A 26,544-nucleotide genomic window follows, 5' to 3' on the forward strand; every position below is an offset into this window, starting at 1 on the left:
GCCGCACACCAAAGCTCGTGGGAAGGGAAATCTTATCGCCTGATGGTCACCGTAATCTTACGGGTACGGCATAACCCGGCCATCCTGGGCGGAGTTTCCGCTGGACGGGCCCATCCGAAGCATGCCGCAAACGCGCGAAGGCGGCCTTGTGATAGGCCGCCTTCGTTTAACCTTCTACTCACGTCGCAGTGAGCCACCGTTCACAAATTCGCGCTTAGGCCGCGAGCTTGCGCAGCACGTAGTGCAGGATACCGCCGTTGCGGTAGTAGTCGAGCTCGTCCAGCGTATCGATGCGGCAGAGCAGCGAAACGCGCTGCAGCGAACCGTCGCCGGAGACGATCTCCGCGGTCAGCTTCTGGCGCGGCTTGAGGTCGCCTTGGAGGCCGCGCAGCGTGACCTTCTCGTCGCCCTTGAGGCCGAGCGACGACCAGGAAGTGCCGTCCTCGAAGGTCAGCGGCAGCACGCCCATGCCGACCAGGTTGGAGCGATGGATGCGCTCGAAGCTCTGGCAGATCACGGCGCGCACGCCGAGCAGACGGGTGCCCTTGGCCGCCCAGTCGCGCGATGAGCCGTTGCCGTATTCGGCGCCGGCGAACACCACCAGCGGCACCTGCTCCTGCTGGTACTTCATCGCGGCGTCGTAGATCGACATCTGCTCGCCGTCGGGCCAGTGCTTGGTCAGACCGCCCTCGGGGATATTGCCATCCGCGCCCTTCAGCATGAAGTTCTTGATGCGGATGTTTGCGAAGGTGCCGCGCATCATCACTTCATGGTTGCCGCGGCGCGTGCCGTACTGGTTGAAGTCGGCGGGGCGCACCTGGTGCTCGCTGAGATACTTTCCGGCGGGCGAGGTAAGCTTGATCGAACCAGCCGGCGAGATGTGGTCGGTGGTGATCTTGTCGCCGAACATGGCGAGGATGCGCGCCTCGACGATGTCGGTGACCGGCTCCGGCTCCTTCTTCATGCCTTCGAAATAGGGCGGGTTCTGCACGTAGGTCGACGACATGTTCCAGCGATAGGTCTCGCTCTCGACGGTCTTGATCTTGCGCCAGTTGGTGTCGCCCTTGAACACGTCGGCGTATTTCTTCTTGAAGATCGCTGCGGTCACGAATTTCTTCATGAAGGCGTTGATCTCCTTGGTCGTCGGCCAGATGTCCTTGAGGTACACTGGCTTGCCGTCCTTGCCTTCGCCGAGCGGCTCGACCGCGAGGTTCTTGGTGACGCTGCCGGCAAGCGCGTGCGCCACGACCAGCGGCGGCGAGGCCAGATAGTTCGCCTGCACGTCCGGCGAGACGCGGCCTTCGAAGTTGCGGTTGCCCGAGAGCACGGCAGCGGCGACGATGCCGTTGTCGTTGATCGACTTCGAGATCTCCTCAGGCAGCGGACCGGAATTGCCGATGCAGGTCGTGCAGCCGAACCCGACCAGGTTGAACCCGACCTTGTCGAGATCCTTCTGCAGGCCGGAATCGGCGAGATAGCCGGCCACGACCTGGCTGCCCGGGGCGAGCGAGGTCTTCACCCACGGTTTTGCTTTCAGGCCCTTCGCGGCGGCGTTACGGGCCAGCAGGCCGGCGCCGATCAGCACGCTCGGGTTCGAGGTGTTGGTGCAGGACGTGATGGCGGCGATCACGACGTCGCCGTGGCCGATCTCGAAGTCCTTGCCCTCGACGGCGAAGCGCTTGGTCGGCTCTTCGGTCTTCTTGTACTCGGTGCCCAGCGCAAGCGAGAAGCCTTCCGCGACCGACGGCAGCGCGATGCGGCCTTCGGGACGCTTGGGGCCGGCCATCGACGGCACGACGTCGGCGAGATCGAGCGTCAGCGTCTCCGTGAACACAGGGTCGGCAGACTTGGCGGTGCGGAACAGCCCTTGTGCCTTGGCATAGGCCTGCACCAGCGCGACGCGCGCCGGGGCGCGGCCGGAGGTCTTGAGGTAGTCGATCGCGGCGGCGTCGACCGGGAAGAAGCCGCAGGTCGCGCCGTATTCGGGCGCCATGTTGGCGATGGTGGCCTTGTCGGCGACGGAGAGATTGTCGAGGCCGGGGCCGAAGAACTCGACGAACTTGCCGACCACGCCGAGCTTGCGCAGCATCTGCGTCACGGTCAGCACGAGGTCGGTCGCGGTGACGCCTTCCTTCATTGCGCCCTTCAGCTTGAAGCCGACGACGGTCGGCAGCAGCATCGACAGCGGCTGGCCGAGCATGCAGGCTTCCGCCTCGATGCCGCCGACGCCCCAGCCGAGCACGGCGAGACCGTTGACCATGGTGGTGTGGGAGTCGGTGCCGACCAGCGAATCGGGATAGGCGACCTCGAAGGTGCCGGTCTTCTTGCCGACCGTCATCTTCTCCTTCTTGGTCCAGACCGTCTGGGAGAGATATTCGAGGTTCACCTGGTGGCAGATGCCGGTGCCGGGCGGCACGACGGAGAAGTTCGAGAACGCCTTCTGGCCCCATTTCAGGAACTCGTAGCGCTCCTGGTTCTGCTTGTACTCCTCGGCGACGTTCTTGCCGAAAGCCTTGTTGTCGCCGAAGAAGTTCACGATCACGGAATGGTCGATGACGAGGTCGACCGGCACCAGCGGGTTGATCTTCTCGGCATCGCCGCCGAGCTTCTGCATCGCGTTGCGCATCGCGGCGAGGTCGACCACCGCGGGCACGCCGGTGAAGTCCTGCATCAGCACGCGCGCCGGGCGGAAGGCGATCTCATGCTCCAGCGACTTCTTGCGCAGCCATTTCGAGACCGCGACGATGTCTTCCTTCTTGACCGTGCGACCGTCCTCATTGCGGAGGAGATTTTCGAGCAGGACCTTCATCGAATAGGGAAGTTTCGAGATTCCCTTCAGACCATTCTTCTCGGCTGTGGGCAGGCTGTAATAGACATAGGACTTGGCGCCGACCTTGAGGGTCTTTTTGCATTTGAAGCTGTCGAGCGAGGTCATGTAGGAATCCCAATTGTTAGCTATACCCGGCAGGGTATCTTAACACCGTCAGCGTATCAGGCTGGGCCGCTTGCAGGGGCAGGTTGAGTTGCTGCATCAAGTAGTTCCGGGCTTATAGAAGCTTTCTAACCGCGCCGCCACAGCCACAATCGTACCGCAGCATTCGCGAGCCAAAAATTCCCATGCGCTACCCCAAGTTTTCCTGAGGCCCGGCTTTGAGCGGGGTGGACCGAGACAGGATGCAGCTTTCCGGACGCGGGGTCACCTGCGTGCGCGGCGGCCGCGAGGTGTTTGCCGGGCTGGATTTCGCCGCCGTGGCCGGCGAAGCGGTGGCGGTGACGGGGCGCAACGGGTCGGGCAAGACCTCGTTGCTGCGGCTGATCGCGGGCCTGCTCGTTCCGGCGGGCGGGACGATCGTACTGGACGGCGGCGATGCCGAGCTGACGCTGCCGGAGCAGTGCCACTATCTCGGCCATCGCGATGCCCTGAAGCCGGCGCTGAGCGTGGCGGAAAACCTGTCGTTCTGGGCCGACTTCCTCGGCGGGGAGCGTTCCGACTTCGCCGGAAGCCTCGCCACGGTGGGGCTTGCGCATGCCATCCACCTGCCGGCCGGCTTCCTGTCGGCCGGCCAGCGCCGCCGGCTGTCGCTGGCCCGCCTTTTGACCGTCCGCCGCCCGGTCTGGCTGCTGGACGAGCCGACCAACGCGCTGGACGTGACCGGCCAGGACATGTTCGGCGGCCTGATGCGCGATCACCTCTCGCGCGGCGGCATGATCGTCGCGGCCACCCACGCGCCGCTTGGGATCGAGACGCGAGAGCTGCGGATCGGGGGAGCGACGTGAGCTACCCTCAGCTTTCCAAGCGCCTGAGCGCGCCCGTTTACGCTCCCGTCATCGTTGGGAGCATTCCGTGACCGCCCTGTCCGCCCTCATCCGCCGGGACATCAGGATCGCGTTGCGCGTCGGCGGTGGGGCGCTGATTGGCGTGCTGTTCTTCCTGACCGTCGTCGTCCTGATGCCGTTCGCGGTCGGGCCGGATCTGGCGCTGCTGTCGCGGCTGGGGCCGGCCATCCTCTGGCTAGGCGCGCTGCTCGCGAGCCTGCTCACCTTGGACCGGCTGTTCATGGCCGACCACGAGGACGGCTCGCTCGACCTGATCACGATGAGCCGGACGCCGCTGGAACTCGCCTGCGCCGCCAAGGCGCTGGCGCATTGGCTGGCCGCCGGCCTGCCGCTGATTGTCGCAACCCCTGTGCTCGGCCTGCTGCTCAACCTCGACATGGTCGCAACCGGCGCGGTCGCGCTGACTCTGCTGGCGGGCACGCCGGCACTGACGTTTACCGGCATGATCGGCGCGGCGCTCGCGGTGACGCTGCACCGCGGCGGGCTGCTGATGGCGGTGCTGGTGCTGCCGCTGTCGATTCCCGTGCTGATCTTCGGTGTTGCGGCTTCGCAGGCCGTGATCGTCGGTCCCATGACGTTCGGTGCGCCGTTCTCGATCCTGTGCGCGCTATCGCTGGTCAGCCTCGTGATCGGCCCCTTCGCAGCCGCAGCGAGCCTGCGGCATGGACTTGACTGAAACGGGCGCGACTGAGATGCGCGCGACTGACTTGACCCCGATCAACTTTCGCTGCGGGCTTTCGTGCTGATTGCCTGAGCGGCCACCGACGATTATCAGGGTACCATGACACTGATCGACCTCGCCAACCCCACGCGGTTCCTCGCGCTGACAGCGCGGGTCCTGCCGTGGCTTGCGGCCGCGACCGTGCTCCTGCTTGCGATCGGCCTCTATCAAGCCGCGCTGGCGCCCGACGACTACCAGCAGGGCGCGACGGTGAAGATCATGTTCATCCACGTGCCCAATGCGTGGCTGTCGATGTTCGTCTGGGGCGTCATGAGCATCGCCTCGCTGGGCACCCTGGTGTGGCGTCATCCGCTCGCCGACGTCGCCGCCAAGGCGGCCGCGCCGATTGGCGCCGCCTTCACCTTCCTCGCGCTGCTCACGGGCTCGCTGTGGGGCCGGCCGATGTGGGGTACCTATTGGGAGTGGGACGCGCGGCTGACCTCGGTGCTGATCCTGTTCCTGATGTATCTCGGCCTGATGGCGCTGTGGCGTGCGGTCGACGATCCCTCGCGTGCGGCGCGCGCCGCCGCCGTGCTGACGCTGGTCGGCGCGATCAACCTTCCCATCATCAAGTTCTCGGTCGATTGGTGGAACACGCTGCACCAGCCGGCCTCGGTGATGCGCATGGGCGGCTCCGCCCTCGACAAGTCATTCCTGATTCCGCTGCTGGTGATGGCGATCGCCTTCACGCTGCTGTTTGTCACGCTGCATCTGGCCGCGATGCGCAACGAAATCTTGCGCCGCCGTGTTCGCGCGCTGCAGATGATGCAGGCGAGCCGTGTGGCGTTCTCGAGCGAGATCGGCGCCGGCGCGCGCGGGCAAAACGCGTCGAACGAAGTCGGGGCCGCCTGATCATGTCGCTCGGTCCCTATGCATCCTTCATCGTGACGTCCTATGCCGCGGCGGCCGTCGTGGTCGCGATCCTGATCGGCTGGATCGTGCTCGACTACCGCAACCAGACGCAGCGCCTGCGCGAGATGGAGGAGCGCGGCATCACCCGCGGCTCCGGGCGCAGCGCGATGGACGCGTCATGAGCGAACAATCGACGTCCGCACCGCCGCACCGCCGCACCTTCCTGATGGTGCTGCCGCTGATCGCCTTCATCGGCCTGGCGCTGCTGTTCTGGTTCCGGCTCGGCAGCGGCGATCCCTCGCGGATTCCCTCCGCGCTGATCGGCCGTCCGGCGCCGCAGACCGCCCTGCCGCCGCTCGAGGGATTGCAGGCCGACAACGCGCAGGTGCCGGGTCTCGACCCCACAGCGTTCAAGGGCAAGGTCAGCCTGGTCAATGTCTGGGCGTCCTGGTGCGTGCCGTGCCACGACGAGGCGCCGCTGTTGACCGAGCTCGCCAAGGACAAGCGCTTCCAGCTTGTCGGCATCAATTACAAGGATGCGTCCGACAATGCGCGCCGCTTCCTCGGACGCTACGGCAACCCGTTCGGCCGCGTCGGCGTGGATGCCAACGGCCGCGCCTCGATCGAATGGGGCGTCTACGGCGTGCCCGAAACCTTTGTCGTGGGACGCGAGGGCACCATCGTCTACAAGCTGGTCGGCCCGATCACGCCGGACAATCTGCAGAAGGTGCTGTTGCCGCAGATGGAGAAGGCGCTGAAGGCGGGATCCTGACGCCGCGCTCGTGCCCCGGACGCTGCGCAGCGCACAAGCGGTGCGCTGCAGAGCCGGGGCCCATGTCACTGCGACGCATTTGCAGAGAGCCGGGACACGCGACCGTCAACCCTTCCGCACGTCCCCGGCCTCGGCCTCGCTCGTTTCCAGCGATACCGGCTCAACACCATAGCGCTTGGTCAGCGGCATCTGGGCGATGGCGAAGATCATCGTGATCGGGGTCACGCCGAACACCTTGAAGTTCACCCAGAAGTCCGTGCTCTGGGTGCGCCAGACGATCTCGTTCAGCACCGCCATGCCGGCGAAGAACAGCGCCCAGCGCAGCGTCAGGATGCGCCAGCCCTGCGGCGTCAGATTGAACATCTGGTCGAACATGACGGCAATAAACGAGCGCCCGAACAGCAGCCCGCCACCCAGGATCGCCGCGAACAGGCCATAGATGATGGTCGGCTTGACCTTGATGAAGGTCTCGTCGTGCAGCACCAGCGTCAGCGTTCCGAACACCAGCACGATCACGCCTGTGACGATGGCCATGATCGGGATGTGGCGCGTCACCATGTAGGAGGCGATCATCGCCACCACGATCGCCACCATGAAGGCGCCGGTGGCGGCAAACAGGTTGAACTTCGCATTGACGAAGAAGAACACGAGCAGCGGCCCGAGTTCGGTCGCAAGCTTGAACAGCGGATGCGGCTGGGTCTTGTCCATTCTCTAGCTTTCGATTCCGGCGATGGCGCGGGCGAAGTCGCGCGCGGTGAACGGCGCGAGATCGTCGACACCCTCGCCGACGCCGATGAAGTGCACCGGCAGTTTGAATTTCTCCGCGAGCGCGACCAGAATGCCGCCGCGTGCGGTGCCGTCGAGTTTCGTCATCACGAGGCCGGTCACCCCCGCCGTGCGATGGAAGGCCTCGACCTGCGACAGCGCATTCTGGCCGACGGTCGCGTCCAGCACCAGCAGCACCGCATGCGGCGCAGTGTCATCCACCTTGCGGATCACACGCACCACCTTCTCGAGCTCGTTCATCAGCTCGGCCTTGTTCTGCAGGCGGCCGGCAGTGTCGATCAGCAGCACGTCGATGGCCTGCTCCTTCGCCGCGGTCAGCGCGTTGAAGGCGAGGCTCGCCGAATCCGAGCCCTGCGCGCCCGCGATGACCGGCGTCTTCGTCCGCTCGCCCCAGACCTTGAGCTGCTCGATGGCTGCTGCACGAAACGTGTCGCCGGCGGCGAGCATCACCTTGCGGCCTTCGGAGGCGAATTTCTGCGAGAGTTTTCCGATGGTGGTGGTCTTGCCGGAGCCGTTGACGCCGACCACGAGGATGACGAACGGCTTCTTGCCGGCATCGATCACGAGCGGCTTGGCCACCGCCGACAGCACCTTCTCGACCTCGGTGGCGACGACGTCCTTGACCTCGTCGGCCGAGATCGCCTTGTCGTAGCGGCCGGTGCCGACGGCTTCCGCGATCCGGACCGCGACTGATGTGCCGAGGTCGGCGCGCAGCAGCACGTCCTCGATGTCGTCGAGCATGGCGCGGTCGAGCTTGCGCTTGGTGACGAGGTCGGCGACTGCGGTCCCGAGCGAGGACGAGGTGCGCTTCAGCCCGTCGGACAGGCGGCGCCACCAGCTCAGCTTGGGGGGATCTGACGTGGTATCGTTCATGGTGGCGGTGTGTTAGCCGTTCCGGCTCCCAAACGAAAGTCTTGACCGAAAGTCCTGCGATTGCTCGATGTTCCCCAATTGACCGCCGATGAAATCCTGGCCCGCGTGCTCCATCGCGACGGGCTGATGCTGATCATCGACAAGCCGGCCGGGCTTCCCGTGCATCGCGGCCCCAAGGGCGGCGCCAATCTGGAGGCCTCGTTCGACGCGCTCTGTTTCGGCCTGCCGCGGCCGCCGGTGCTGGCTCACCGCTTGGACAAGGACACCTCCGGCTGCCTCGTGCTTGGCCGCCATCGCAAGGCAACGGCCTCGCTCGGCCTCCTGTTCAAGCACGGCAAGATCGGCAAGACCTATTGGACCGTGGTCGAGGGCGGCCCTGCCGAGGACGAGGGCACCATCGACATGCCACTGGGCCGGCTCAACGCCGAACGCGGCTGGTGGCAGAAGCCCGATCCCGAGGGACAGAAGGCGATCACCAATTGGAAAGTGATGGGCCGGGGCGACGGCTTCACCTGGCTCGCCATGGAACCGGTGACCGGGCGGACCCATCAATTGCGCGTGCATTCGTCGGCGACCGGCTGGCCGATCTTCGGCGACAACATTTATGGCAACGGCCCGCGTTTCGGTGAGCCAAAGCTGCATCTGCATTCCCGCGAGATCGTGGTGCCGATCTCGCGGAACAAGGAGCCGGTCCGCGTCGTGGCGCCCGCCCCGCCGCATATGCACGAGAAACTGAGGGCTTGCGGGTGGAATGGGGAGTAACCGCGCCCGTGTTCGCCCGGAGACTTGGTTTACGAAACGTTCAGTGCTCGTCCCTCATGATAGCGGTTGCTTAGAACAAGCTTCCGTCAATCTGCTCAGGACGAGCTGCGCGTCATGTCCACGGCCGGGCTATCGATCATCGACGAAGTCGAATCCGCGATTCGGCTCGGCTCGGCGGAAAAGGGCCTGGAAACGGCCCGTCGCGTCACCGACCTGTTCCTTTCCTCCGCCGGCAGTTTTGACGATGAGCAAATCGCGCTGTTCGACGACGTGCTCGAGCGCCTGATCGGCACGATCGAGCTGCGGGCACTTGCCGACATGGACGCACGCATTGCGCTCGCCGAGATCAGCGCGCAGCTGGCGCCGGTCGCGCAGGCGCCGCCCTCCGTGATCCGCCGCCTCGCCAGCAATGACGAGATCCGCATCGCAGGTCCCGTGCTGCAGGAGTCCGCCCGCCTCGACGACGGCGAGTTGGTGAAGATCGCATCATCCAAAGGCGAGCCACATCTGCTCGCGATCGCCGGCCGCTGGTGGTTGAAGGAGATCGTCACCGACGCACTTCTGGCACGCCGCTTTCCCAGCGTCAGCCGCCGGCTCGCCGCAAATCCCGGCGCGCGCGTCTCCGGATACGGATTTGCAGCCATGGTCGGGCAGGCCGAGGCGGATCCCGAACTTGCCGTCAGCGTCGGCGTCCGCGTCGACCTGCCGTCGGAACTGCGCCGCCGGTTATTGCGCTCGGCCAGCGAGGCCGTACGCGCCCGCCTGCTGTCGCGCGCGCCGCCGCATCTGTTCGAGGAAATCCAGGGCGCGATCGCGGCCGTCACCGTCGGTGTCGATCGCGAGATGTCCGCCGTCCGCGATTTCGAAGGCGCCAAACGCGCAATTGCAGTGCTCAAGGCGACCGGCCAACTCAACGAGACGGCGCTGCTGGGTTTTGCCAAGCAGCGGCGCTATGAGGAAACCGCCGCGGCGCTCGCCGCGCTGTCCGGATCGACCGTCGAGGTGATTCGCCCGCTGATGCAGAGCCTGCGCGAGGACGGCCTGCTGGTGCCGTGCAAGGCGGCGCAGCTCAGCTGGGAAACCACGTCCGCAGTGCTCGAATGCCGCTTTGCGACGGGTGCGATGAAGCCGGCGGACCTTGCAAGAGCGCAGGGGAATTACGCCCGGATAGCGGCGGAGAATGCCAGGCGGACGCTGCGGTTCTGGCAGGTCAGGGCGTCGTAGCGCCGCGCTATTCGTCCAAGAAACACGGGGAAGCCGTAGCCTACGAGGTCGCCGGTCAAGCCGCGCGACGGCACCGACTATGTGGTCAGCCGCTCGCCGTCACTGCCGGCGATCCGGAGCGGCACCACGCTTCCCACACGACCGCCCGCGATCGCCACCGGCAGATAATGCTCCGTGCGCCCCTGTCCATCATTCTCGATCAGCACGTCACGCGTCGCGCCGATCTCGGCTTGGAGGCGCTTGCGCAGCGCCGCTTCGCCCGCCGCCCTCAGCCGCTTCGCGCGTTCCTTGATCGCACCGCCTGCGACCTGCGGCATCCGCGCGGCCGGCGTGCCGGGGCGGGGCGAATAGGGGAAGACGTGCAGGAAGGTCAGGTCGCATTGCTCGACCAGATCGAGCGAGCGTGAAAACATCTCCTCCGTCTCTGTCGGGAAGCCTGCAATGATGTCGGCGCCGAACGCGATATCGGGACGCAGGCGGCGGACCTGCTCGCAGAACGCGATCGCGTCCTGCCGCGAATGCCGGCGTTTCATGCGCTTCAGGATCATGTCGTCGCCGGACTGCAGCGACAGGTGCAGATGCGGCATCAGCCGCGCATCGCCGGCAATGACATCGAGCAGATCGGCATCCGCCTCGATCGAATCGATCGAGGAGATGCGCAGGCGCCTCAGCTCCGGCACGTGTCGCAGGATCTGCTTCGTCAGCATGCCGAGCTTCAGCGCGCCCGGCAGATCGGTGCCGTAGCTGGTGAGGTCGACGCCGGTCAGCACGATCTCGGCATGGCCGCGTTCGGCCAGCGTCCGCACCTGTTCGACCACCGCACCCATCGGCACCGAGCGCGAATTGCCGCGGCCGAACGGGATGATGCAGAAGGTGCAGCGATGGTCGCAGCCGTTCTGCACCTGCACGAACACGCGCGGCAGGCCACTCGCAAAACCGTCGATGAGATGCGGCGCCATCTCCCTGACAGCCATGATATCGCTGACGGCGATCTTCTCGCCGGCGTCGAGATCGAAAGCGCTGCGTGTCTCGCGCCACGCGGATGATCGCATCTTGTCGTCATTGCCGACGACGCGGTCGACTTCGCGCATCTCGGCAAACATGCCGCTTTGCGTCTGCGCCGCGCAACCTGTCACGACGATGCGGGCCTCGGGCCGCTCGCGCTTCAATCTGCGGATCGATTGCCGCGCCTGCGCCACCGCCTCGTTGGTGACGGCGCAGCTGTTGATGACGATGGTGTCCTCGAGCCCCGCAGCTTCCGCCTCGCGGCGGATCACCTCGGCCTCGAACGCATTGAGGCGGCAGCCGAAGGTGACGACGTCGACCGCCATCAGACCGCCGGCGCGAACAGCGCCGGATCGAATCGGCTCTCATATTCGAAGGTCGCCGTGCCCGTCATCAGCACGTGGTCGTCGCGCTCGCGCCATTCGATGCCGAGCTTGCCGCCGGGCAGCGTGATTTCGACATTGCGTTCGGCGCGCTTCAGCCGCGCGGCGGCAACCGCAGTCGCGCAGGCCGCCGAACCGCAGGCTTTGGTCAGCCCGGCGCCGCGCTCCCAGGTGCGGATCGTGATGTGCTTGTCATCGACGATATGGGCGAGTGTGATGTTGGCGCGCTCGGGAAAGATCGGGTGGTTCTCGAGCAGGGGACCGAACCGCTCGAGATCATAGGCGTTGACGTCCTCGACCCAGAAGATCGCATGCGGATTGCCCATGCTCACCACCGAGGGCGAATGCAGGATCGGATTGTCGATCGGCCCGATCTGCAATTCGATGTAGCGGGTGTCGCGAAACTCTTCCGCCAGCGGAATCTCCTGCCAGCCGAACTTCGGCGCACCCATGTCGACGGTGTAGAGATCCGGCGCCGGGCCCTGCCAGGCATTGAGCAAGCCGGCCGCGGTCTCGAACGTCGCAGAGGTCTGCCCGGTCTTCTCGAAGATGCGCCGCACCACACAGCGCATGCCGTTGCCGCAGGCGCCGGCCTCCGAGCCGTCATTGTTGTAGATACTGATGAAAGCCTCGGTGCCATCGAACCGCGGCCTCGACAGAACCATGAGCTGGTCGTAAGCCACGCCGCCATGTGCCGACGCCACCGCGCGGGCGTCGTCCGGCGTCACCTTCTCTGCGGAATCGCGCATGTCGACAACGACAATCTCGTTGCCGATGCCGTTCATCTTGGCAAATGCGTGGTTGGCCAGCGCGCTCATGAAAATTCCCGAATTTCGCCTGCCTTATATGGCGATCCTTGGCGGCTTGGCCAGTGATTTGCGGTCGGTGGTCGAGGTCCGCATGACGCATCTGTCATGAGACGTATTCCGCGCTCGCGTGTTACAACGGCGCAGCTCGCGGCGAACCGGGATGCGCAGACGGGCTCAAGCCGGATTAGGCCTTGGTGGGCAAGGTCTTGCCGATGAAGGGCCTTCGTTAAGGCCTTAGGGGAGAATGAAAATGATCAGGTTTCGTCGTCTTGTTCTGGCCGCGCTGATCCCGGCCGCGGCCTTGTCGCTTGGTCTGCCCTCGGTTCTGGCGCAAACCCCCAGCCCGGCACCGGCCGCCTCGGCAAGTCCCTCGCCCGCCCCGTCGGCGTCTCCCGCCCCGGCCGCGAGCGCTTCGCCTGCCCCAGCGCCCGCACCCGCGCCGTCGCCTGCCGCCAGCGCGTCGCCGGCCCCGACAAGTTCGCCCTCGCCCGCAGCCAGTGCCTCACCCAGCCCGACGGCGCCGCCACCGGCTGCGGCCGCTACCCCTGCCCCGGTGCAGACCGCCGATCCGTTCGGCCTGGAGACCACGCTCGAGGCCAAGAAGGTCGTGATGGTCAAGGGCACTGCCAATTGGGACTCGGCCTTCGACACGCTGATCGATGCCTTCAAGGCGCTGAACACGCTGCTGGACAAGCAGGGCATCAAGCCCGCCGGCAATGCGATGATCGTCTACACCTCGACCGACGACACCGGCTTCACCTTCCTTGCCGAGATCCCGGTTGAGCAGGATCCCAAGAACCTGTCCAAGGATATGAGCATCGGCAAGTCGCCGGAGGGCAAGGTGCTGAAATTCGTCCATCGCGGTTCCTACGACAACATGGACAACACCTACGAGGCGATCACCAATCACCTCGACGACAAGAGGCTGGAAGCCAAGGACACCTTCATCGAGGAATACCTCACCGATCCCCTGAAGACGGCCGAGGACAAGCTCGTGATCAACGTTTTCGTACCGCTGAAGTGAGACAGATGCAGAAGCCCGCCGTACTTGTTGCCTCCCTTTTCACCGTTCTCGCCGCCACGCTGCCGGCAACGTCCGCCCTTGCCGACGACGTGGTCTCCGCCATTACGGTGAGCGGCGAAGCCAATATGTCCGCGGCGCCCGATCTCGCCCAGATCGACGCCGGCGTCGCCAGCGACGCCAAGACAGCGAAGGAAGCCTCCGATGCCAACAACGCCGCGATGGGCAAGGTGCTGCTGGCGCTGAAGGGCGCCGGCATTGCCGAGAAGGATTACCAGACCTCGCGGCTGTCGCTGCAGCCGCAATACGGCCAGAACAAATCCACCGGCGCTTCCCCAGTGGTGGGCTTCCGCGCCTCGAACCGCGTCACGGTAAAGATTCGCGACGTGACCAAGGTTGCCGGCATCATCGACACGCTGGTCGGCGCCGGCGCGAACGATATCGGCAACATCTCCTTCGAGGTGACGCAGGCCTCAAAGCTGCTCGACGATGCCCGTGAGCAGGCGATCGCCGACGCGCGTCGCAAGGCCGAGATCTACGCCAAGGCGACCGGCGTGACGCTCGGCGCTCCGCTGAGCGTGTCCGAAGGCGGCGCTCCGGTGCCGCTGTTCAAGGCGCGGATGGCGACGCCGCAAATGGCGCCAGCCGCAGTTGCGCCGGGCGAGGAAACGCTCTCGGTGACGGTGAATGTGAGCTGGGCGATCAAGCCGAAAGATCAATAGGTCTCGTGTCCCGGACGCGCGGCAGCGTGTAACACTGCTGCGCAGAGCCGGGATCCGGCCGGCAATACGATACGCTACGGCGACATGGGCCCGGCTCTGCAGCGCACCGTCGCACCGGACGATGCTTTGCATCGCCGGGGAGACGCTGCGTGCGGGGCAAGAGCGGTGTGAGCGGAGAGAGCTAAATCTCCACGACCTGCCCGGGCTTCATCGCCACGAACCGCTCCTGCGAAATCTCCGCCGCGTCGAGCGCTTCCATCAGTGCCTTGGCCGGCGCGTCGATCGCTTCGTCGGTGAGCTGGAACGTGCCGTGATGATGCCCGAGCGCAGCCTCGGCGCCGCAATCGGCCAGCGCCTTCACTGCGTCTGCCGGGTTCATGTGCTGGTCGCGCATGAACCAGCGTGGCTCGTAGGCGCCGATTGGAAGGATCGCCAGCCGCAGCTTGCCGTGCCGTTCGGCGACGCGGCGGAAATGCCGGCCGTCGCCGTAGCCGGAATCGCAGACGACGTAGATTTTGCCCGCAGGGGTCTCCAGCACGAAGCTCGCCCACAGCGCCTTGTTGCGATCGAACACGCCGCGTGCGGTCCAATGCCGGGTCGGCACCAGATGCACCGCGATGCCGCCGCCGAGCTCGACGCGGTCGTGCCAGTCGAACGCTTCCGCCTTGATCGTGGAATCCCAGCTGCGCATCGTCACGTCGTTGCCGAGCGGGGTCACCACGCGCGGGGCAAAGTTCTTGGTGAGCCGCGACAGCGTCGCGATGTCGAGATGATCGTAATGGCCGTGCGAGACCAGCACGACGTCGATCTGCGGCAGTTTCTCGAAAGCGATGCCGGGATCATTGTGCCGCTTCGGCCCGGCAAAGCTGACCGGCGAAACCCGCTCCGACCAGACGGGGTCGACCAGGATGTTGAGCCCGCCGGTCTGGATCAGCCAGCTGGCATGGCCGACGAAAGACAGCCGCACCTTGGCGCCATCGACACGGGCGGGTGGGGTGTCGGCATGCGGGCTGGGCGCCCAGTCGGGCCATTTCGCCCGCTGCCGCTTGCCGCCGAACTGCCAGCGCAGCACCTCGCGGAGCGATTTCGGCGGCGCACCGTCCGGATCGAAGAAGGTCAGGCCGTCGAAATGGTCGGAGACCGGGCCGTCATAGGTTTTCATGCGGGACATCCAGAGGGAGGGGATACCGGCCAGCGCGCCAGCCCCGGCAAGCAGTCCGAAAACGCGACGGCGGGTGACCGGCACAGGCGGGCTTCAGGGCTGGCGGGAAAGGTAAGTCATCACCTCTTATATGGGAGGAGCCACCAGAAAAAGAACCGCCGGCAAAAGAGTCCTCTTTTCAAGACCTTACCTTGGCACGGCCGCTCCGGCACCCTAACTTTCCTTGACTTTTGGCCGGGAGCGGCGTTTAACCCCGCCACTTTCTCGGAAAGGCTTTCTTTTCGACCCGCCGACTGGCCCTGGAGGCCGGAGGTCAACGCCCGACAGCGCGATGCGCCCTCGGGCGTAAAGGTGTTTGGAAGATCGCCATTCTGGCGAGCAGGACAAGGACGATTTCATTGTTCGACAATCTGTCGGAACGGCTTGGTGGCATTCTCGATCGTCTGACGGGGCGCGGTGCGCTGACCGAAAAGGACGTCGACGCCGCGATGCGCGAAGTGCGCCGCGCGCTGCTGGAAGCCGACGTCGCGCTCGAAGTGGTCCGCAGCTTCACCGAGCGCGTCCGCGAGCAGGCGATCGGCGCCACCGTCGTCAAGTCGGTGACCCCCGGCCAGATGGTGGTCAAGATCGTCCATGACGAGCTGATCAACACGCTCGGCGCCGAGAGCCAGACCATCGACGTCAATTCCGTGCCCCCGGTGCCGATCATGATGGTCGGCCTGCAAGGCTCGGGCAAGACGACCACCACGGCGAAGCTCGCGCGCCGTCTGGTCCAGCGCGACAAGCGCAAGGTGCTGATGGCCTCGCTGGACGTCTACCGTCCGGCGGCGATGGAGCAACTCGCCGTGCTCGGTCGCGACCTCGACATTCCGACGCTTCCGATCGTCGCGGGACAGCAGCCGCCGCAGATCGCCAAGCGCGCGATGGAAGCCGGCAAGCTCGGCGGTTACGACGTCGTGCTGCTCGACACCGCCGGCCGCACCACGCTCGACGAAGACATGATGGCGGAGGCGGCCGCGATCAAAGCGGCGGCGAACCCGCATGAAGTGCTGCTGGTTGCGGACTCGCTCACCGGTCAGGACGCCGTGAACCTCGCGCGCGCCTTCGACCAGCGCGTCGGTCTCACCGGCATCGTGCTGACCCGTGTCGACGGCGACGGCCGCGGCGGTGCTGCGCTGTCGATGCGCGCGGTCACCGGCAAGCCGATCAAGCTGATCGGCACCGGTGAAAAGACGGACGCCCTGGAAGATTTCCATCCCGACCGTATCGCCGGCCGCATCCTCGGCATGGGCGACGTGGTCTCGCTGGTCGAGCGCGCCGCCGCCAACATCGACGCCGAGAAGGCCGCCCGCACCGCCGAGCGCATGCGCAAGGGTCAGTTCGACCTCAACGACATGCGCGAGCAACTGCTGCAGATGGCCAGCATGGGCGGCATCAGCGGGCTGATGGGCATGATGCCCGGCATCTCCAAGATGAAGAACCAGATCGCCGCCGCCGGCATCGACGACAAGATTCTGAAGCGCCAGGTCGCGGTGATCGATTCCATGACGCGCGACGAGCGCCGTCATCCCGATCTGCTCAAGGCGAGCCGCAAGAAGCGCATCGCCGCAGGCAGCGGCCAGAGCGTCGAGCAGGTCAACAAGCTGCTCAAGATGCACCGGAACATGGCCGACGTGATGAAGGCGATGGGCTCGGGAAAGCGCGGCCCGCTCGCCGGCATCGCACAGGCCATGGGCTTTGGCGGCGGCATGAAGCCGCCCTCGCCGGAAGAGATGAAAGCGCTGCAGGAGAAGATGCAGAGCGGCGGCGGTGGCCTGCCGAATCTGCCGAAGGATTTGCCGGCCGGCCTACGCCAGGGGCTGCCGAACGTTCCGGGGCTCACCGGGCTGAGCGGCAAGCCGATGCTGCCGGGCCTCGGCGGTTTCCCGGGCAAGAAGAAATGAGGAATTCGTCGCACGGGTCGCAAGTGCCCCGCGCGCCGCGAAAATACCAATCAACCGAACAAAACGTACTTTGAAGGAGAACTGAATGTCCGTCGTCATCCGCCTCGCCCGCGCAGGCACCAAGAAGCGTCCCGTCTATCACGTCGTCGTCGCCGATTCGCGCTTTCCCCGCGATGGCCGCTTCATCGAGCGTCTCGGCTATTTCAACCCGCTGCTGCCGAAGGACAACGAGACCCGGCTGAAGCTCGACATGGACAAGGTGAAGGCCTGGCTCGCCAAGGGCGCACAGCCGTCCGACCGCGTCGCGCGTTTCCTCGATGCCGCCGGCGTCAAGAAGCGCGAAGCACGCAACAACCCCGAGAAGGCCGTGCCGCGCAAGGAGCGCAAGGCGCAGGCCGAAGCCGCCGCGAAGGGCTAAGCTAGATCATGTCGGCGCTGGTCTGCGTCGCGCGGATCGGCGCCGCGCATGGGGTGCGCGGTGCGGTCAAATTGTGGACCTTCACCGAAGATCCCTTTGCCGTGAAGCGCTATGGTCCGTTGCTGTCCAAGGACGGCAAGCGCCAGTTCGAGGTCGCAACGGCGCGCGAAGCCAGGGATCATCTGGTCGCGACGTTCAAGGGCGTCACGACCCGCGAGGAGGCCGAACGCCTCAACGGCATCGAGCTCTACGTCGCGCGCGAAAAACTGCCCGCGACCGACGATGACGAATATTACCACACCGATCTGATCGGGCTCGCCGCCGTCACCGTGGAAGGCGATGCGCTCGGCCGCGTGCTCGCGATCCATAATTTCGGCGCTGGCGACATCATCGAGATCGCGCCGCCCAAAGGCGCGACGCTATTGCTGCCGTTCACGAACGCCGTGGTGCCCGAGGTCGATATTGCCGGCGGCCGCGTCGTGATCGCGCGGCCGCAGGAAGTCGAGGGCGAGGATCGTGGCGAAGCGCTCTCCCAAAGTCGTCCCCGCGACAGCGGGGAGCCGTAACCACCGACTGCAATTTTGGCTAAGCTGATCGCTCCAGCCATCGCGAGACCAAGTGCGGTGGTTATGGGCCGGCTCGCTCCGCGCCCCGGACGACGAGACCTGAGATCCAATGACCAATCGCACACCTTGGCGCGCGACGGTGCTGACGCTGTTCCCGGAGATGTTTCCGGGGCCGCTCGGCGTGAGCCTGGCCGGCCGGGCGCTGGCGTCCGGGCTCTGGGAGATCGAGGCGCGGGACATCAGGTCGTCCGCAACCGATCGCCATCGCAGCGTCGACGACACTCCGGCCGGTGGCGGCCCGGGCATGGTGCTGCGGGCAGATATTCTGGCGGCGGCCATCGATGCCGCGGAGATCGGCCCTCAGCGGCCGCGGCTGCTGATGAGCCCCCGGGGTCGGCCATTGACCCAGGCTCGCGTCACAGAGCTGGCCAAGGGTCCAGGCCCGCTGATCGTCTGCGGCCGGTTCGAGGGGATCGACCAGCGGGTGATCGACGCGCGGGGCCTCGAGGAGGTCTCGATCGGCGATTACGTGCTGTCCGGGGGCGAGATCGCAGCTCTGGCCCTGATCGACGCCTGCGTGCGGCTGTTGCCGGGGGTGATGGGCAAGGAAGCTTCGGGAACCGAGGAAAGCTTCTCCGACGGCCTGCTCGAATACCCTCAATACACCCGCCCGCAGCTGTTCGAGGGGGCCCCGATCCCGGAGGTCCTGACTTCGGGCGACCACGCCAAGGTCGCGGCCTGGCGGCGGGCGCAATCCGAGGCGCTGACGGCAGCCCGGCGGCCCGATTTGTGGGCCCGGATCCCGGCAAAGGCCCCGAATCGGGCCGGACGCCAAAAAACGCCAAAAAACAAGACAGACGGGTGACAAACGCTCCGGCTTGCCTTATAGGAGCGGCCACATCCGCAATAGCTGGATCGACGAATTTCGCGCAGCCCCCGTGTCTCGCGGCTGGGCGCGCCGATGGAGATTTACCCCATGAACCTGATCCAACAGCTCGAAAAAGAGCAGTTCGACAAGCTGTCCGCCGGCAAGGACATTCCGGAGTTCGGTCCCGGCGACACCGTGATCGTCAACGTGAAGGTCGTCGAAGGCGACCGCACCCGCGTGCAGGCCTATGAAGGCGTCTGCATCGGCCGTTCCGGCGGTGGCCTCAACGAGAGCTTCACCGTCCGCAAGATCTCCTACGGCGAAGGAGTCGAGCGCGTGTTCCCGGTGATGTCGCCGATGATCGACTCGATCAAGGTGGTGCGCCGCGGCAAGGTACGTCGCGCCAAGCTTTATTACCTGCGCCAGCTGCGCGGCAAGTCGGCTCGTATCGTCGAGAAGACGGAGCACGCCAAGGCCGTGAACGAGTAAGCTCCGCTACAATCGAGTTTCCAAAGGCGCGGGGCAAAACCCCGCGCTTTTTTGTTGCGACAGCCGTGCGCGTCAAAGCCCTCGCGATTCCGGTTCGGCCTGCTATATATTCGTAGAATGTTTCCAGATCAGACCAGCATGGAGCCCGTCAAGCGCGTCGTCATCGACGATCGCTCGCGGCTGCCCGGCCGGTTCTTCGGACGCTTCGCGACCTCGGCAACGTCAGAGCTTACGCGCGCAGCCTAAAAGCTGCGCTGACGATTTTGTTGCCCCGCGCGCCACCTGCGCTCTTCGCTGACACACATTCCCGGAGCTCGAGCTCATGTCCAAGCCGACCACATTGTACGACAAGATCTGGAACGACCATCTGGTGCACGAGGCCGACGACGGCACCTGCCTGCTCTACATCGACCGCCATCTGGTGCACGAGGTGACCTCGCCGCAGGCGTTCGAAGGCCTGCGCATGACCGGCCGCAAGGTCCACGCGCCGGAGAAGACGCTCGCCGTCGTCGATCACAACGTGCCGACCACCGACCGCACCAAGCCGAATCCCGACCCCGAAAGCATCGAGCAGATCAAGACGCTGGCCGAGAACGCCAAGGAATTCGGCATCGAGTATTACAACGAGTTCGACAAGCGCCAGGGCGTCGTCCACGTCATTGGCCCCGAGCAGGGCTTCACGCTGCCTGGCACCACCATCGTCTGCGGTGACAGCCACACCTCGACGCATGGCGCGTTCGGCGCGCTCGCGCACGGCATCGGCACCTCCGAAGTCGAGCACGTGCTGGCGACGCAGACGCTGATCCAGAAGAAGGCAAAGAACATGCGCGTCACCGTCGACGGCAAATTGCCGGACGGCGTGACGGGCAAGGACATCATCCTCGCCATCATCGGCGAGATCGGCACCGCGGGCGGTACCGGCTACGTGCTGGAATACGCCGGCGACGCGATCCAGGCGCTGTCGATGGAAGGCCGCATGACGGTCTGCAACATGTCGATCGAAGGCGGCGCGCGCGCCGGCCTGGTCGCGCCGGACCAGAAGGCGTTCGACTTCCTGCGTGGCCGCCCCAAGGCACCCAAGGGCGCGGACTGGGATGCGGCGATGCGCTACTGGGAGAAATTGCGCTCCGACGACGGCGCGCATTTCGACAACGAACTGCGCCTCGATGCGGCCAAGCTGCCGCCGATCGTGACCTGGGGCACTTCGCCTGAGGACGTGATCTCCGTGACAGGTTTCGTTCCGGACCCCGACAAGATCGCGGACGAGGCCAAGCGCCTCTCCAAGCATCGCGCGTTGAAGTACATGGGCCTGACCGCGGGAACCAAGATCACCGACATCAAGGTCGACCGCATCTTCATCGGCTCTTGCACCAACGGCCGCATCGAGGATCTGCGCGCGGCTGCGAAGATCGCCGAAGGCAAGTCCGTTTCAGCGCATGTCAACGCCATGGTCGTGCCGGGCTCCGGCCTCGTGAAGGAGCAGGCCGAGGCCGAAGGTCTGGACAAGATCTTCATCAAGGCCGGCTTCGAATGGCGCGAGCCGGGTTGCTCGATGTGCCTGGCGATGAACCCGGACAAGCTGGCTCCGGAAGAGCGTTGCGCCTCGACCTCGAACCGCAACTTCGAGGGACGCCAGGGCTTCAAGGGCCGTACCCATCTGGTGTCGCCGGCGATGGCGGCAGCGGCGGCGATCGCGGGTCACTTCGTCGACGTCAGGGACTGGCGCTGAGCCACTCCTTGCAATTGTAGCGATCGCGGCAAACCGCCGTTAAACGATCGCCTGACACTCTCGTCCTCGCGAGGATTTCGCGAGGACGCGCCGATGGCCAACAAGCCTGAATATGTCGATCTGATCGGCGAGGCCACGCGCCAGCACCACCGACGCGCGCCACGCTTGCGCATCATCGCCAAGCCGGAGGTCGAGGAGACCTCGAAGCTCAGCCGCTGGCCGCCTGCGATCTTCAAGCAGTGGAAGATCGAGAATTTGATGCGATGGAAAGATGCGACGTCGAAGCTGAGGGATTGGCTTTAGTCGGCCAGGTAAAAAAGGGCGCCGATGAGGCGCCCTTTTCACGTCGATCGTGCTCACCAATACCTGTACGGATGGTGCCAGCGATGCCAGCGGCAGACGCGGCGCGGGCCGTAATAGGTCCAGATCACCCGGCAGCGGCGCGGATGATGGTAAGCGGGATAATAGCCGCCGACATAATAGCGCCGGTGGAAGTGGCGGTGGCCGTAATGATGAGGCCGATAGATCCCGTAGCGATGGAATCCGCCGTAGCGGTGAACGCCGCCATAGCGGTGAAGCCCGCCGTAGCGATAGCCGCCGCCGTGAAAGGCCGGCGCGGCGCGGAAGCCGCCGATATGGCCGCCGTGGAATCCACCGCCGCGAAAACCGCCGATATGTCCTCCGCCGCCGCGGAAACCGCCGCCGCCGTGAAAATGCCCGCCGCCATGACCGCCGCCACCGTGGCGAACCTGCGTGACCAGGCCGTCGCTCGCAGCCTCACTCGCACCCTTCGCCGCTTGTGACGACGCCGGATTGATCAAGTTCAGCGCTTCAGCACGACGCGCGGTTCCGGCCGACAGCATCAGCGTTGCGGCCGCCGCAATCCCGAACAGGCGCACCGGGCCTGCCCTGAGACCCAAACTCTTCAGCATGGACTTCTCCCTGGATATGGACAGCGCAGTGGCGTTGCTCGTTCCCGGCACGCGTCATCCCTGTTCATTTGCAGTCGCGCCCGGGATTAAATTGCAGACAGCGATGTGAACGCGCCATGAATGAACGAGGCCGGCAATTGCGATGCGACGCGCTGCCGCGACGAGAGGAGTTTTGAAAGATGACCGTCTACGCAATCGCGCAGCTGAAGATGACGGACCGCGCGGCCTATGACCGCTACCAGGCACGGTTCTTCGACGTGTTCAGGAAGTATAACGGCCGGCTGCTCGCCGCCGATGAACGCCCGCGCGTGCTCGAAGGGGCCTGGCCGCACGACAAGCTGGTGATGATGTCGTTTCCGGACGAGGCCGCTTTCCTCGCCTTCTCGACATCACCCGACTATCAGGAGATCTCGCGCGATCGCAAGGCCGGCGCACAGGCGACCGTGCTGCTGGTCAACGGATTTGCGCCCGCCGGCTAGCACGCCATCAGAACGGCCCAAAGCCGAACACGAACGGTGCGGGCACGCGGTAAGGATAGGGACGGTAGTGGACCGGGCGCGCGTAATAGTGCGGGTCACGGCGCACGGCAGGCCGTACGAGATAGGTCCGCGCGGGCCGTCGCACATCGAACATCGCGATCCCCGCCGAGGCCTCCGGAACCGTTACCGCTGGTGCCGCGGACGCGCGAGGCAGACTGGCGACAAGCGCGACGGCAACGGCCAATGCAAACCATCTCGCCATGACGCCTCCTTGAGGCTCCTGTGCTGCGCGACGGCGTCGCATCAACGCTAACCGGGGCGCCAAAAGCAGCTCACACGCGGCACGATCACCGTGCCGCTCGGGCGAAATTCCTGAACATAGGTCGCGTTGCATTCGCGGACGGCATTGGGGCCCGGATTGTAGCGCGGATAGACGCCATCGGGGCTGTAGTAGGGCGTGACACGCAAGCGCGGCGGGGGCCGCTTGCGCGGCCGGGCATCAGACGGGGCCGCCTGGGCGAGACGGAACTCAGGTCCTCCTGCCGTCTGGGCCTCGGCGCCACCCCAAAATTGCGAAAACAACCCCATGCACAGTAGAGTCAGCGCTGTTTTTGCTCGCATTTTCTTGCCCACCCGAAACCCTCAATCGAGGCCCACGCTCCCCGTTTTGGCGGCGCCCGTCAACCTCGCCGCGCTTATAAAGCGGGATGCATCAGCGGGAAACCCGCGCTAAGAGAACCCCATGTGGACGGACTTGAAAGCGCCCTCGCTGGCCGAGATGGAAGCAACGGCGCATGAGATCTTCGAACGCCTGCCGGCGGAATTTCGCGGGCTGTGCGAGGGCGTGATCCTTCGCGTCGAGGACTTCCCGACCGAGGAGGTCCTGGACGAGATGGAATGCGAGAGCGAGTTCGACCTGCTCGGCCTGTTCCAGGGCATCGGCCTGCCGCAGCAGAGCCTTGGCGACGTGGCGCGGCTGCCCAACATGGTCTGGCTCTATCGCCGGCCGATCCTGGATTACTGGGCAGAGCACGATGAGAGCCTCGGCCATATCGTCCGCCACGTCCTGATCCACGAGATCGGCCACCATTTCGGGCTGTCGGACGACGATATGGAAGCGATTGAGGCGCAAGCAGACTAGATCTGCCGAATTCGGCCTAGGATTCCCGCCTCGATCGCGATAAATACCGGTTCCCTGAACCACCCCCGGAAAGCGCAACCATGGACAAGTTCACCACGCTGGAAGGCGTCGCGGCGCCGCTGAAGATCATCAATGTCGACACCGACATGATCATCCCGAAGCAGTACCTCAAGACCATCAAGCGCACCGGCCTTGGCAAGGGGCTCTTCTCCGAGCAGCGCTACAAGGACGACGGCAGCGAGAACCCGGACTTCGTGCTGAACCAGCCCGCCTATCGCAACGCGAAGGTGCTGGTGGCCGGCGACAATTTCGGTTGCGGCTCGAGCCGCGAGCACGCGCCCTGGGCACTGCTCGACTTCGGCATCCGCTGCGTGATCTCGACCTCGTTCGGCGACATCTTCTACAACAACTGTTTCAAGAACGGCATTCTGCCGATCCGCGTCAGCCAGGAAGACCTCGACAAGCTGTTCGACGACGCCGAGCGCGGCGCCAACGCGACGCTGACGATCGACCTGCCGAACCAGGAGATACGCGGCCCCGACGGCGGCAAGGTCAAGTTCGAGATCGATCCGTTCCGCAAGCACTGCCTGATCAACGGCCTCGACGACATCGGCCTCACTATGGAAAAGAAGGCCTCGATCGACACCTACGAGGACAAGCTCAAGCGCGAGCGCGCCTGGGCCTGAGCTCGCGTCTTCGTTCAGCCCCGGTGCCGACAGCGCCGGGGCTTTTTCTTTGCCTCGCTGATCCCGTATAGCTTCCGCTCATGCTGCCCGACATCGTCACCTTCTGGCACGGCCCGATGGATGCGCTGCGCCAGACCTGTCTGCGCTCGCAACTGGCGGCCGGTCACAAGGTCACGGTCTACAGCTTCGACACCATTCCCGGCCTGCCCGCCGGCGTCGTCAACGCGGACGCCGAAGCAATCCTGCCGCACGCGTTCTCTGAGCGATTGCGGCCGCCGCAACCGGATGGAAGCTGGCGCGACTGGACCACGCTGCAGTTCAGCGATTTCTTCCGCATGAAGCTGATGGCGAAAGGCCTCGGCCTCTGGCTCGATGCCGACGTGCTGCTGCTGAAACCCGTCGAGATCGATCCGGCCAAGCCCTATTTCGCCTGGGAGCGGCCGCGCCAGCTCGGCAATTCCGTGATCTACCTGCCGCCCGGGCACGGCATCGTTGCAGCCTTCGAGGAACTGATGGAGCAGGAGGAGCTGACGCCGAACTGGCTGTCGGTCCGCCATCGCATCACCTTCATGATGCGCCGCCTGCGCGGCGGCTCGAGCCGTCTCTCGGATATCCGCGTCGCGATCTTCGGGCCCGCGGCCCTCACCGCGCTCGCGCGCCGCACCGGCGAACTCGCCTGCGCGCTGCCAAAGCAATCGTTCTACGCGGTACATGCCGAGCCAAAGCTGTTCTTCGATCCCTCGAGCTATCTCGGCCTCGTCACCAACCCCGAGATCATCGGCCTGCACATCTCGCCCAAGGGCCGCGGCGGCGAAAAGCCGATTCCGGGCAGCCTGTATGCCTGGGCGGCGGAGCGGTTCGTGTAACTCTCCGTTCTTGTCCCGGACGCGGTGCGGCATGCAATGCCGCTCCGCAGAACCGGGACCGAGCAAGTGGCGAGATCGGCACCCGGCTCAGCGGCGCACCACTGCGTGCCGCGCTGCGCCCGGGGCATGAGAGCAATTTCCCCGCGCCCTCCCAGTTTGATCCAGCGCAACGCGCCTCCTGCAACATTGTGCGTAATTCACTCCAATTCCGCTGTCCGAAGGGAGCTTTCCATGAGCACCGCAAGCAGGCCTTACCCGATCGTCCAGGACCTCATCGACTCCTTTGCGAGCTGGCTGAAGCATCGCCGCGAACTGAACGAGATCCGGCAGCTCGATCGCGCCGATTTCGACCGGATCGCGAACGACCTGCGAATCGCGCCTGACGATCTGGAAGAGCTGGTCCGCCATGGCAAGCATTCTGCCGACGAGTTGCCGATGATGCTGCAGCAGCTCGGCATCAATGCCGAAGGCCTCGGCCGCGCGCAACCGCTGCTGCTTCGCGACATGGAGCGGGTCTGTTCGCTTTGCGCCCACAAGGCAGAGTGCGACCGCGATCTCGCCGACGGCACCGCCGCGGAAAACTATCACGCCTATTGCGGCAACGCCTCGACGCTGGAGTCGCTCGATCGCGCCGACGTCGCGCCGCGCTGAACTGCAGCTTCGGGAGACGTCACTTGCCGGCGACGAAATAGAAGTCCTGCCGTCCGGAGACCGACCCGTAGCTGAACGGCTTTTGCCTACGGCCGGTGGCCTCCATGACATCGTCGCGAACGAAATCGAACAGCCTGCGGACCTCGAGGCCCGGCGTTGGAAGATTCTTGACGAATGCGGTCGCGAACGGGCTGTTGGTCCCGTCACCGTCGAGCGCGGTCTCACCATCCTTGGCGGCAAAGACCACCAGCGTGCCCGCCTCCGGCTCCAACGGCGCCAGGCCACGCGACACCGAACGCGACGCCACCGTCAACGTGCGCTTCATTTGCGCCGCGAACGGGTTGTCGCGGCAGGCATCGAGGATGATGAGCCGCAGTTTCCTGGCGCGCTCCGCTGCATTGAGCACCTGATCGACCGGCACGGCTTCAAATCCGATCTCGCGATCCGCCGCGAGCTTCGCATCCGTCGGAATGAGGTAATTGACTCCGCCGATTTCCATGCCGTGCCCGGCATAATACACGACGGCCCAATCCGCCGTCTCCGCACGGGCCGCGAACTCGCGCAAGGCATTCACCAGCGCATCCTTGCGCAAATTGGTCAGCAGGGTGACCGCTTCGAATCCGGTCAGCCTCAGCACGTCGGCAACGAGGTTTGCGTCGCGCACGGGGTTCGGCAGGGCGGCGACGTTTTCATAGGCCGAATTGCCGATGACAAGGGCGATGCGGCGTTCGCCGCTCGGCGATTCTGAGGCCGCGACCGCCGCCGCAGCGCCGGATTTCTCGACCAATATCGTTGCCGGTCGAGACGACGGCAATCTCGCGAGCCGCTCGCGCGCCTTGTCCTGCGC

The 26,544-nt window shown here is 65.3% G+C and carries 31 protein-coding genes; 21 read left to right on the top strand and 10 right to left on the bottom strand.

What is annotated here, in order from left to right; translation table 11 throughout:
• Positions 1 to 214 precede the first annotated feature (214 nt).
• Positions 215 to 2,935 carry an aconitate hydratase AcnA gene (gene acnA, locus JQ580_RS08705; protein ID WP_212279375.1) on the bottom strand — a complete coding sequence of 907 codons (2,721 nt, stop codon included), beginning with the start codon at positions 2,933 to 2,935 and terminating at the stop codon, positions 215 to 217.
• 239 nt (positions 2,936 to 3,174) lie between these two features.
• On the opposite strand from acnA, the gene ccmA reads away from it, so the two are divergent.
• The 5 genes from ccmA (at position 3,175) to JQ580_RS08730 (ending at position 6,182) form a co-directional block, all read left to right on the top strand.
• The gene (gene ccmA / locus JQ580_RS08710) at positions 3,175 to 3,777 is read left to right on the top strand and encodes a heme ABC exporter ATP-binding protein CcmA (RefSeq protein ID WP_212279377.1); all 603 of its coding nucleotides are present in this window, start codon (positions 3,175 to 3,177) and stop codon (positions 3,775 to 3,777) included.
• A 67-nt stretch (positions 3,778 to 3,844) separates the two neighbouring features.
• Entirely contained in the window at positions 3,845 to 4,513 is a 669-nt protein-coding gene (ccmB, locus tag JQ580_RS08715; protein ID WP_028150494.1) for a heme exporter protein CcmB, read from the top strand.
• Between the two features lie 105 nt (positions 4,514 to 4,618).
• Positions 4,619 to 5,410, top strand: coding sequence for a heme ABC transporter permease (locus JQ580_RS08720; protein ID WP_212279379.1), 792 nt, complete (start codon positions 4,619 to 4,621; stop codon positions 5,408 to 5,410).
• Entirely contained in the window at positions 5,407 to 5,592 is a 186-nt protein-coding gene (gene ccmD / locus JQ580_RS08725; RefSeq protein WP_212280214.1) for a heme exporter protein CcmD, read from the top strand. The genes JQ580_RS08720 and ccmD overlap by 4 nt, the downstream gene beginning before the upstream one ends.
• Positions 5,589 to 6,182, top strand: coding sequence for a DsbE family thiol:disulfide interchange protein (locus JQ580_RS08730; protein ID WP_212279381.1), 594 nt, complete (start codon positions 5,589 to 5,591; stop codon positions 6,180 to 6,182). The genes ccmD and JQ580_RS08730 overlap by 4 nt, the downstream gene beginning before the upstream one ends.
• A gap of 105 nt (positions 6,183 to 6,287) precedes the next feature.
• On the opposite strand, the gene JQ580_RS08735 is transcribed toward JQ580_RS08730, so the two are convergent.
• Both JQ580_RS08735 and ftsY read right to left on the bottom strand, forming a co-directional pair.
• Positions 6,288 to 6,890 carry a septation protein A gene (locus tag JQ580_RS08735; RefSeq protein ID WP_212279383.1) on the bottom strand — a complete coding sequence of 201 codons (603 nt, stop codon included), beginning with the start codon at positions 6,888 to 6,890 and terminating at the stop codon, positions 6,288 to 6,290.
• A gap of 3 nt (positions 6,891 to 6,893) precedes the next feature.
• Complete coding sequence (ftsY, locus tag JQ580_RS08740) at positions 6,894 to 7,841, bottom strand: signal recognition particle-docking protein FtsY (protein ID WP_212279385.1); 948 nt, start codon at positions 7,839 to 7,841, stop codon at positions 6,894 to 6,896.
• 60 nt (positions 7,842 to 7,901) lie between these two features.
• Between ftsY and JQ580_RS08745 the strand changes: the two genes are divergently transcribed.
• Positions 7,902 to 8,603, top strand: a complete 702-nt coding sequence (locus JQ580_RS08745) for an RluA family pseudouridine synthase (RefSeq protein WP_212279387.1) — start codon at positions 7,902 to 7,904, stop codon at positions 8,601 to 8,603.
• A gap of 114 nt (positions 8,604 to 8,717) precedes the next feature.
• On the top strand, positions 8,718 to 9,827 hold the full coding sequence (locus JQ580_RS08750; RefSeq protein ID WP_212279389.1) for a DUF2336 domain-containing protein: 1,110 nt from the start codon (positions 8,718 to 8,720) through the stop codon (positions 9,825 to 9,827).
• Between the two features lie 77 nt (positions 9,828 to 9,904).
• Here JQ580_RS08750 and mtaB read toward each other — a convergent pair whose 3' ends face one another.
• Together mtaB and dapF are read right to left on the bottom strand one after the other, a co-directional pair.
• Positions 9,905 to 11,158 (bottom strand): tRNA (N(6)-L-threonylcarbamoyladenosine(37)-C(2))-methylthiotransferase MtaB, encoded by a 1,254-nt coding sequence (mtaB, locus tag JQ580_RS08755; protein WP_212279390.1) that lies wholly within the window; start codon positions 11,156 to 11,158, stop codon positions 9,905 to 9,907.
• Positions 11,158 to 12,033: a diaminopimelate epimerase gene (dapF, locus tag JQ580_RS08760; RefSeq protein ID WP_212279392.1), complete on the bottom strand. Its 876-nt coding sequence runs from the start codon at positions 12,031 to 12,033 to the stop codon at positions 11,158 to 11,160. The genes mtaB and dapF overlap by 1 nt, the downstream gene beginning before the upstream one ends.
• A gap of 241 nt (positions 12,034 to 12,274) precedes the next feature.
• On the opposite strand from dapF, the gene JQ580_RS08765 reads away from it, so the two are divergent.
• Positions 12,275 to 13,048: a GyrI-like domain-containing protein gene (locus JQ580_RS08765; RefSeq protein WP_212279394.1), complete on the top strand. Its 774-nt coding sequence runs from the start codon at positions 12,275 to 12,277 to the stop codon at positions 13,046 to 13,048.
• A 5-nt stretch (positions 13,049 to 13,053) separates the two neighbouring features.
• Positions 13,054 to 13,767: an SIMPL domain-containing protein gene (locus tag JQ580_RS08770; RefSeq protein ID WP_212279396.1), complete on the top strand. Its 714-nt coding sequence runs from the start codon at positions 13,054 to 13,056 to the stop codon at positions 13,765 to 13,767.
• A gap of 181 nt (positions 13,768 to 13,948) precedes the next feature.
• Here JQ580_RS08770 and JQ580_RS08775 read toward each other — a convergent pair whose 3' ends face one another.
• Positions 13,949 to 15,013: an MBL fold metallo-hydrolase gene (locus JQ580_RS08775; protein WP_212279398.1), complete on the bottom strand. Its 1,065-nt coding sequence runs from the start codon at positions 15,011 to 15,013 to the stop codon at positions 13,949 to 13,951.
• A 314-nt stretch (positions 15,014 to 15,327) separates the two neighbouring features.
• On the opposite strand from JQ580_RS08775, the gene ffh reads away from it, so the two are divergent.
• The 7 genes from ffh (at position 15,328) to JQ580_RS08810 (ending at position 21,245) form a co-directional block, all read left to right on the top strand.
• A complete protein-coding gene (gene ffh, locus JQ580_RS08780) occupies positions 15,328 to 16,872 on the top strand; it encodes a signal recognition particle protein (protein ID WP_106947146.1) in 1,545 nt (514 codons plus the stop codon).
• 85 nt (positions 16,873 to 16,957) lie between these two features.
• Positions 16,958 to 17,290, top strand: coding sequence for a 30S ribosomal protein S16 (rpsP, locus tag JQ580_RS08785; protein ID WP_008133080.1), 333 nt, complete (start codon positions 16,958 to 16,960; stop codon positions 17,288 to 17,290).
• 8 nt (positions 17,291 to 17,298) lie between these two features.
• The gene (gene rimM / locus JQ580_RS08790) at positions 17,299 to 17,856 is read left to right on the top strand and encodes a ribosome maturation factor RimM (RefSeq protein ID WP_212279400.1); all 558 of its coding nucleotides are present in this window, start codon (positions 17,299 to 17,301) and stop codon (positions 17,854 to 17,856) included.
• Positions 17,857 to 17,965: 109 nt separating this feature from the next.
• A complete protein-coding gene (gene trmD, locus JQ580_RS08795) occupies positions 17,966 to 18,721 on the top strand; it encodes a tRNA (guanosine(37)-N1)-methyltransferase TrmD (RefSeq protein WP_212279402.1) in 756 nt (251 codons plus the stop codon).
• Positions 18,722 to 18,832: 111 nt separating this feature from the next.
• Positions 18,833 to 19,213, top strand: coding sequence for a 50S ribosomal protein L19 (gene rplS / locus JQ580_RS08800; protein ID WP_094890672.1), 381 nt, complete (start codon positions 18,833 to 18,835; stop codon positions 19,211 to 19,213).
• A gap of 322 nt (positions 19,214 to 19,535) precedes the next feature.
• A complete protein-coding gene (gene leuC / locus JQ580_RS08805) occupies positions 19,536 to 20,942 on the top strand; it encodes a 3-isopropylmalate dehydratase large subunit (protein WP_212279404.1) in 1,407 nt (468 codons plus the stop codon).
• A 93-nt stretch (positions 20,943 to 21,035) separates the two neighbouring features.
• On the top strand, positions 21,036 to 21,245 hold the full coding sequence (locus JQ580_RS08810) for a hypothetical protein (RefSeq protein ID WP_212279406.1): 210 nt from the start codon (positions 21,036 to 21,038) through the stop codon (positions 21,243 to 21,245).
• A gap of 53 nt (positions 21,246 to 21,298) precedes the next feature.
• On the opposite strand, the gene JQ580_RS08815 is transcribed toward JQ580_RS08810, so the two are convergent.
• Complete coding sequence (locus tag JQ580_RS08815; protein ID WP_212279408.1) at positions 21,299 to 21,874, bottom strand: hypothetical protein; 576 nt, start codon at positions 21,872 to 21,874, stop codon at positions 21,299 to 21,301.
• 179 nt (positions 21,875 to 22,053) lie between these two features.
• On the opposite strand from JQ580_RS08815, the gene JQ580_RS08820 reads away from it, so the two are divergent.
• Positions 22,054 to 22,353 (top strand): DUF1330 domain-containing protein, encoded by a 300-nt coding sequence (locus JQ580_RS08820; protein ID WP_212279410.1) that lies wholly within the window; start codon positions 22,054 to 22,056, stop codon positions 22,351 to 22,353.
• A 7-nt stretch (positions 22,354 to 22,360) separates the two neighbouring features.
• Here the strand turns inward: JQ580_RS08820 and JQ580_RS08825 are convergent, their stop codons facing one another.
• Positions 22,361 to 22,615 (bottom strand): hypothetical protein, encoded by a 255-nt coding sequence (locus tag JQ580_RS08825; RefSeq protein WP_212279412.1) that lies wholly within the window; start codon positions 22,613 to 22,615, stop codon positions 22,361 to 22,363.
• A gap of 47 nt (positions 22,616 to 22,662) precedes the next feature.
• Entirely contained in the window at positions 22,663 to 22,941 is a 279-nt protein-coding gene (locus JQ580_RS33775; protein ID WP_249134094.1) for a hypothetical protein, read from the bottom strand.
• Between the two features lie 154 nt (positions 22,942 to 23,095).
• On the opposite strand from JQ580_RS33775, the gene JQ580_RS08830 reads away from it, so the two are divergent.
• The 4 genes from JQ580_RS08830 (at position 23,096) to JQ580_RS08845 (ending at position 25,697) form a co-directional block, all read left to right on the top strand.
• Positions 23,096 to 23,494 (top strand): metallopeptidase family protein, encoded by a 399-nt coding sequence (locus tag JQ580_RS08830; protein WP_212279414.1) that lies wholly within the window; start codon positions 23,096 to 23,098, stop codon positions 23,492 to 23,494.
• 80 nt (positions 23,495 to 23,574) lie between these two features.
• A complete protein-coding gene (gene leuD, locus JQ580_RS08835) occupies positions 23,575 to 24,180 on the top strand; it encodes a 3-isopropylmalate dehydratase small subunit (RefSeq protein ID WP_008539074.1) in 606 nt (201 codons plus the stop codon).
• Between the two features lie 80 nt (positions 24,181 to 24,260).
• Complete coding sequence (locus tag JQ580_RS08840) at positions 24,261 to 25,046, top strand: glycosyltransferase family 32 protein (RefSeq protein ID WP_212279416.1); 786 nt, start codon at positions 24,261 to 24,263, stop codon at positions 25,044 to 25,046.
• A 231-nt stretch (positions 25,047 to 25,277) separates the two neighbouring features.
• Positions 25,278 to 25,697 (top strand): hypothetical protein, encoded by a 420-nt coding sequence (locus JQ580_RS08845; RefSeq protein WP_212279418.1) that lies wholly within the window; start codon positions 25,278 to 25,280, stop codon positions 25,695 to 25,697.
• 19 nt (positions 25,698 to 25,716) lie between these two features.
• On the opposite strand, the gene JQ580_RS08850 is transcribed toward JQ580_RS08845, so the two are convergent.
• Positions 25,717 to 26,511, bottom strand: a complete 795-nt coding sequence (locus JQ580_RS08850) for a caspase family protein (RefSeq protein WP_311982444.1) — start codon at positions 26,509 to 26,511, stop codon at positions 25,717 to 25,719.
• Positions 26,512 to 26,544: the final 33 nt, after the last annotated feature.

This window comes from Bradyrhizobium sp. SZCCT0148, assembly GCF_018129985.1.
Lineage (GTDB): Bacteria > Pseudomonadota > Alphaproteobacteria > Rhizobiales > Xanthobacteraceae > Bradyrhizobium > Bradyrhizobium japonicum_H.

Coding starts and splice junctions, on each gene's coding strand:
- acnA (WP_212279375.1), bottom strand. CDS start 2,935: ATGACCTCGCTCGACAGCTTCAAATGCAAAAAGACCCTCAAGGTCGGC.
- ccmA (WP_212279377.1), top strand. CDS start 3,175: ATGCAGCTTTCCGGACGCGGGGTCACCTGCGTGCGCGGCGGCCGCGAG.
- JQ580_RS08720 (WP_212279379.1), top strand. CDS start 4,619: ATGACACTGATCGACCTCGCCAACCCCACGCGGTTCCTCGCGCTGACA.
- JQ580_RS08730 (WP_212279381.1), top strand. CDS start 5,589: ATGAGCGAACAATCGACGTCCGCACCGCCGCACCGCCGCACCTTCCTG.
- JQ580_RS08735 (WP_212279383.1), bottom strand. CDS start 6,890: ATGGACAAGACCCAGCCGCATCCGCTGTTCAAGCTTGCGACCGAACTC.
- ftsY (WP_212279385.1), bottom strand. CDS start 7,841: ATGAACGATACCACGTCAGATCCCCCCAAGCTGAGCTGGTGGCGCCGC.
- JQ580_RS08750 (WP_212279389.1), top strand. CDS start 8,718: ATGTCCACGGCCGGGCTATCGATCATCGACGAAGTCGAATCCGCGATT.
- mtaB (WP_212279390.1), bottom strand. CDS start 11,158: ATGGCGGTCGACGTCGTCACCTTCGGCTGCCGCCTCAATGCGTTCGAG.
- dapF (WP_212279392.1), bottom strand. CDS start 12,033: ATGAGCGCGCTGGCCAACCACGCATTTGCCAAGATGAACGGCATCGGC.
- JQ580_RS08765 (WP_212279394.1), top strand. CDS start 12,275: ATGATCAGGTTTCGTCGTCTTGTTCTGGCCGCGCTGATCCCGGCCGCG.
- JQ580_RS08770 (WP_212279396.1), top strand. CDS start 13,054: ATGCAGAAGCCCGCCGTACTTGTTGCCTCCCTTTTCACCGTTCTCGCC.
- rpsP (WP_008133080.1), top strand. CDS start 16,958: ATGTCCGTCGTCATCCGCCTCGCCCGCGCAGGCACCAAGAAGCGTCCC.
- rimM (WP_212279400.1), top strand. CDS start 17,299: ATGTCGGCGCTGGTCTGCGTCGCGCGGATCGGCGCCGCGCATGGGGTG.
- trmD (WP_212279402.1), top strand. CDS start 17,966: ATGACCAATCGCACACCTTGGCGCGCGACGGTGCTGACGCTGTTCCCG.
- rplS (WP_094890672.1), top strand. CDS start 18,833: ATGAACCTGATCCAACAGCTCGAAAAAGAGCAGTTCGACAAGCTGTCC.
- leuC (WP_212279404.1), top strand. CDS start 19,536: ATGTCCAAGCCGACCACATTGTACGACAAGATCTGGAACGACCATCTG.
- JQ580_RS08810 (WP_212279406.1), top strand. CDS start 21,036: ATGGCCAACAAGCCTGAATATGTCGATCTGATCGGCGAGGCCACGCGC.
- JQ580_RS08815 (WP_212279408.1), bottom strand. CDS start 21,874: ATGCTGAAGAGTTTGGGTCTCAGGGCAGGCCCGGTGCGCCTGTTCGGG.
- JQ580_RS08820 (WP_212279410.1), top strand. CDS start 22,054: ATGACCGTCTACGCAATCGCGCAGCTGAAGATGACGGACCGCGCGGCC.
- JQ580_RS08825 (WP_212279412.1), bottom strand. CDS start 22,615: ATGGCGAGATGGTTTGCATTGGCCGTTGCCGTCGCGCTTGTCGCCAGT.
- JQ580_RS33775 (WP_249134094.1), bottom strand. CDS start 22,941: ATGGGGTTGTTTTCGCAATTTTGGGGTGGCGCCGAGGCCCAGACGGCA.
- JQ580_RS08830 (WP_212279414.1), top strand. CDS start 23,096: ATGTGGACGGACTTGAAAGCGCCCTCGCTGGCCGAGATGGAAGCAACG.
- leuD (WP_008539074.1), top strand. CDS start 23,575: ATGGACAAGTTCACCACGCTGGAAGGCGTCGCGGCGCCGCTGAAGATC.
- JQ580_RS08840 (WP_212279416.1), top strand. CDS start 24,261: ATGCTGCCCGACATCGTCACCTTCTGGCACGGCCCGATGGATGCGCTG.
- JQ580_RS08845 (WP_212279418.1), top strand. CDS start 25,278: ATGAGCACCGCAAGCAGGCCTTACCCGATCGTCCAGGACCTCATCGAC.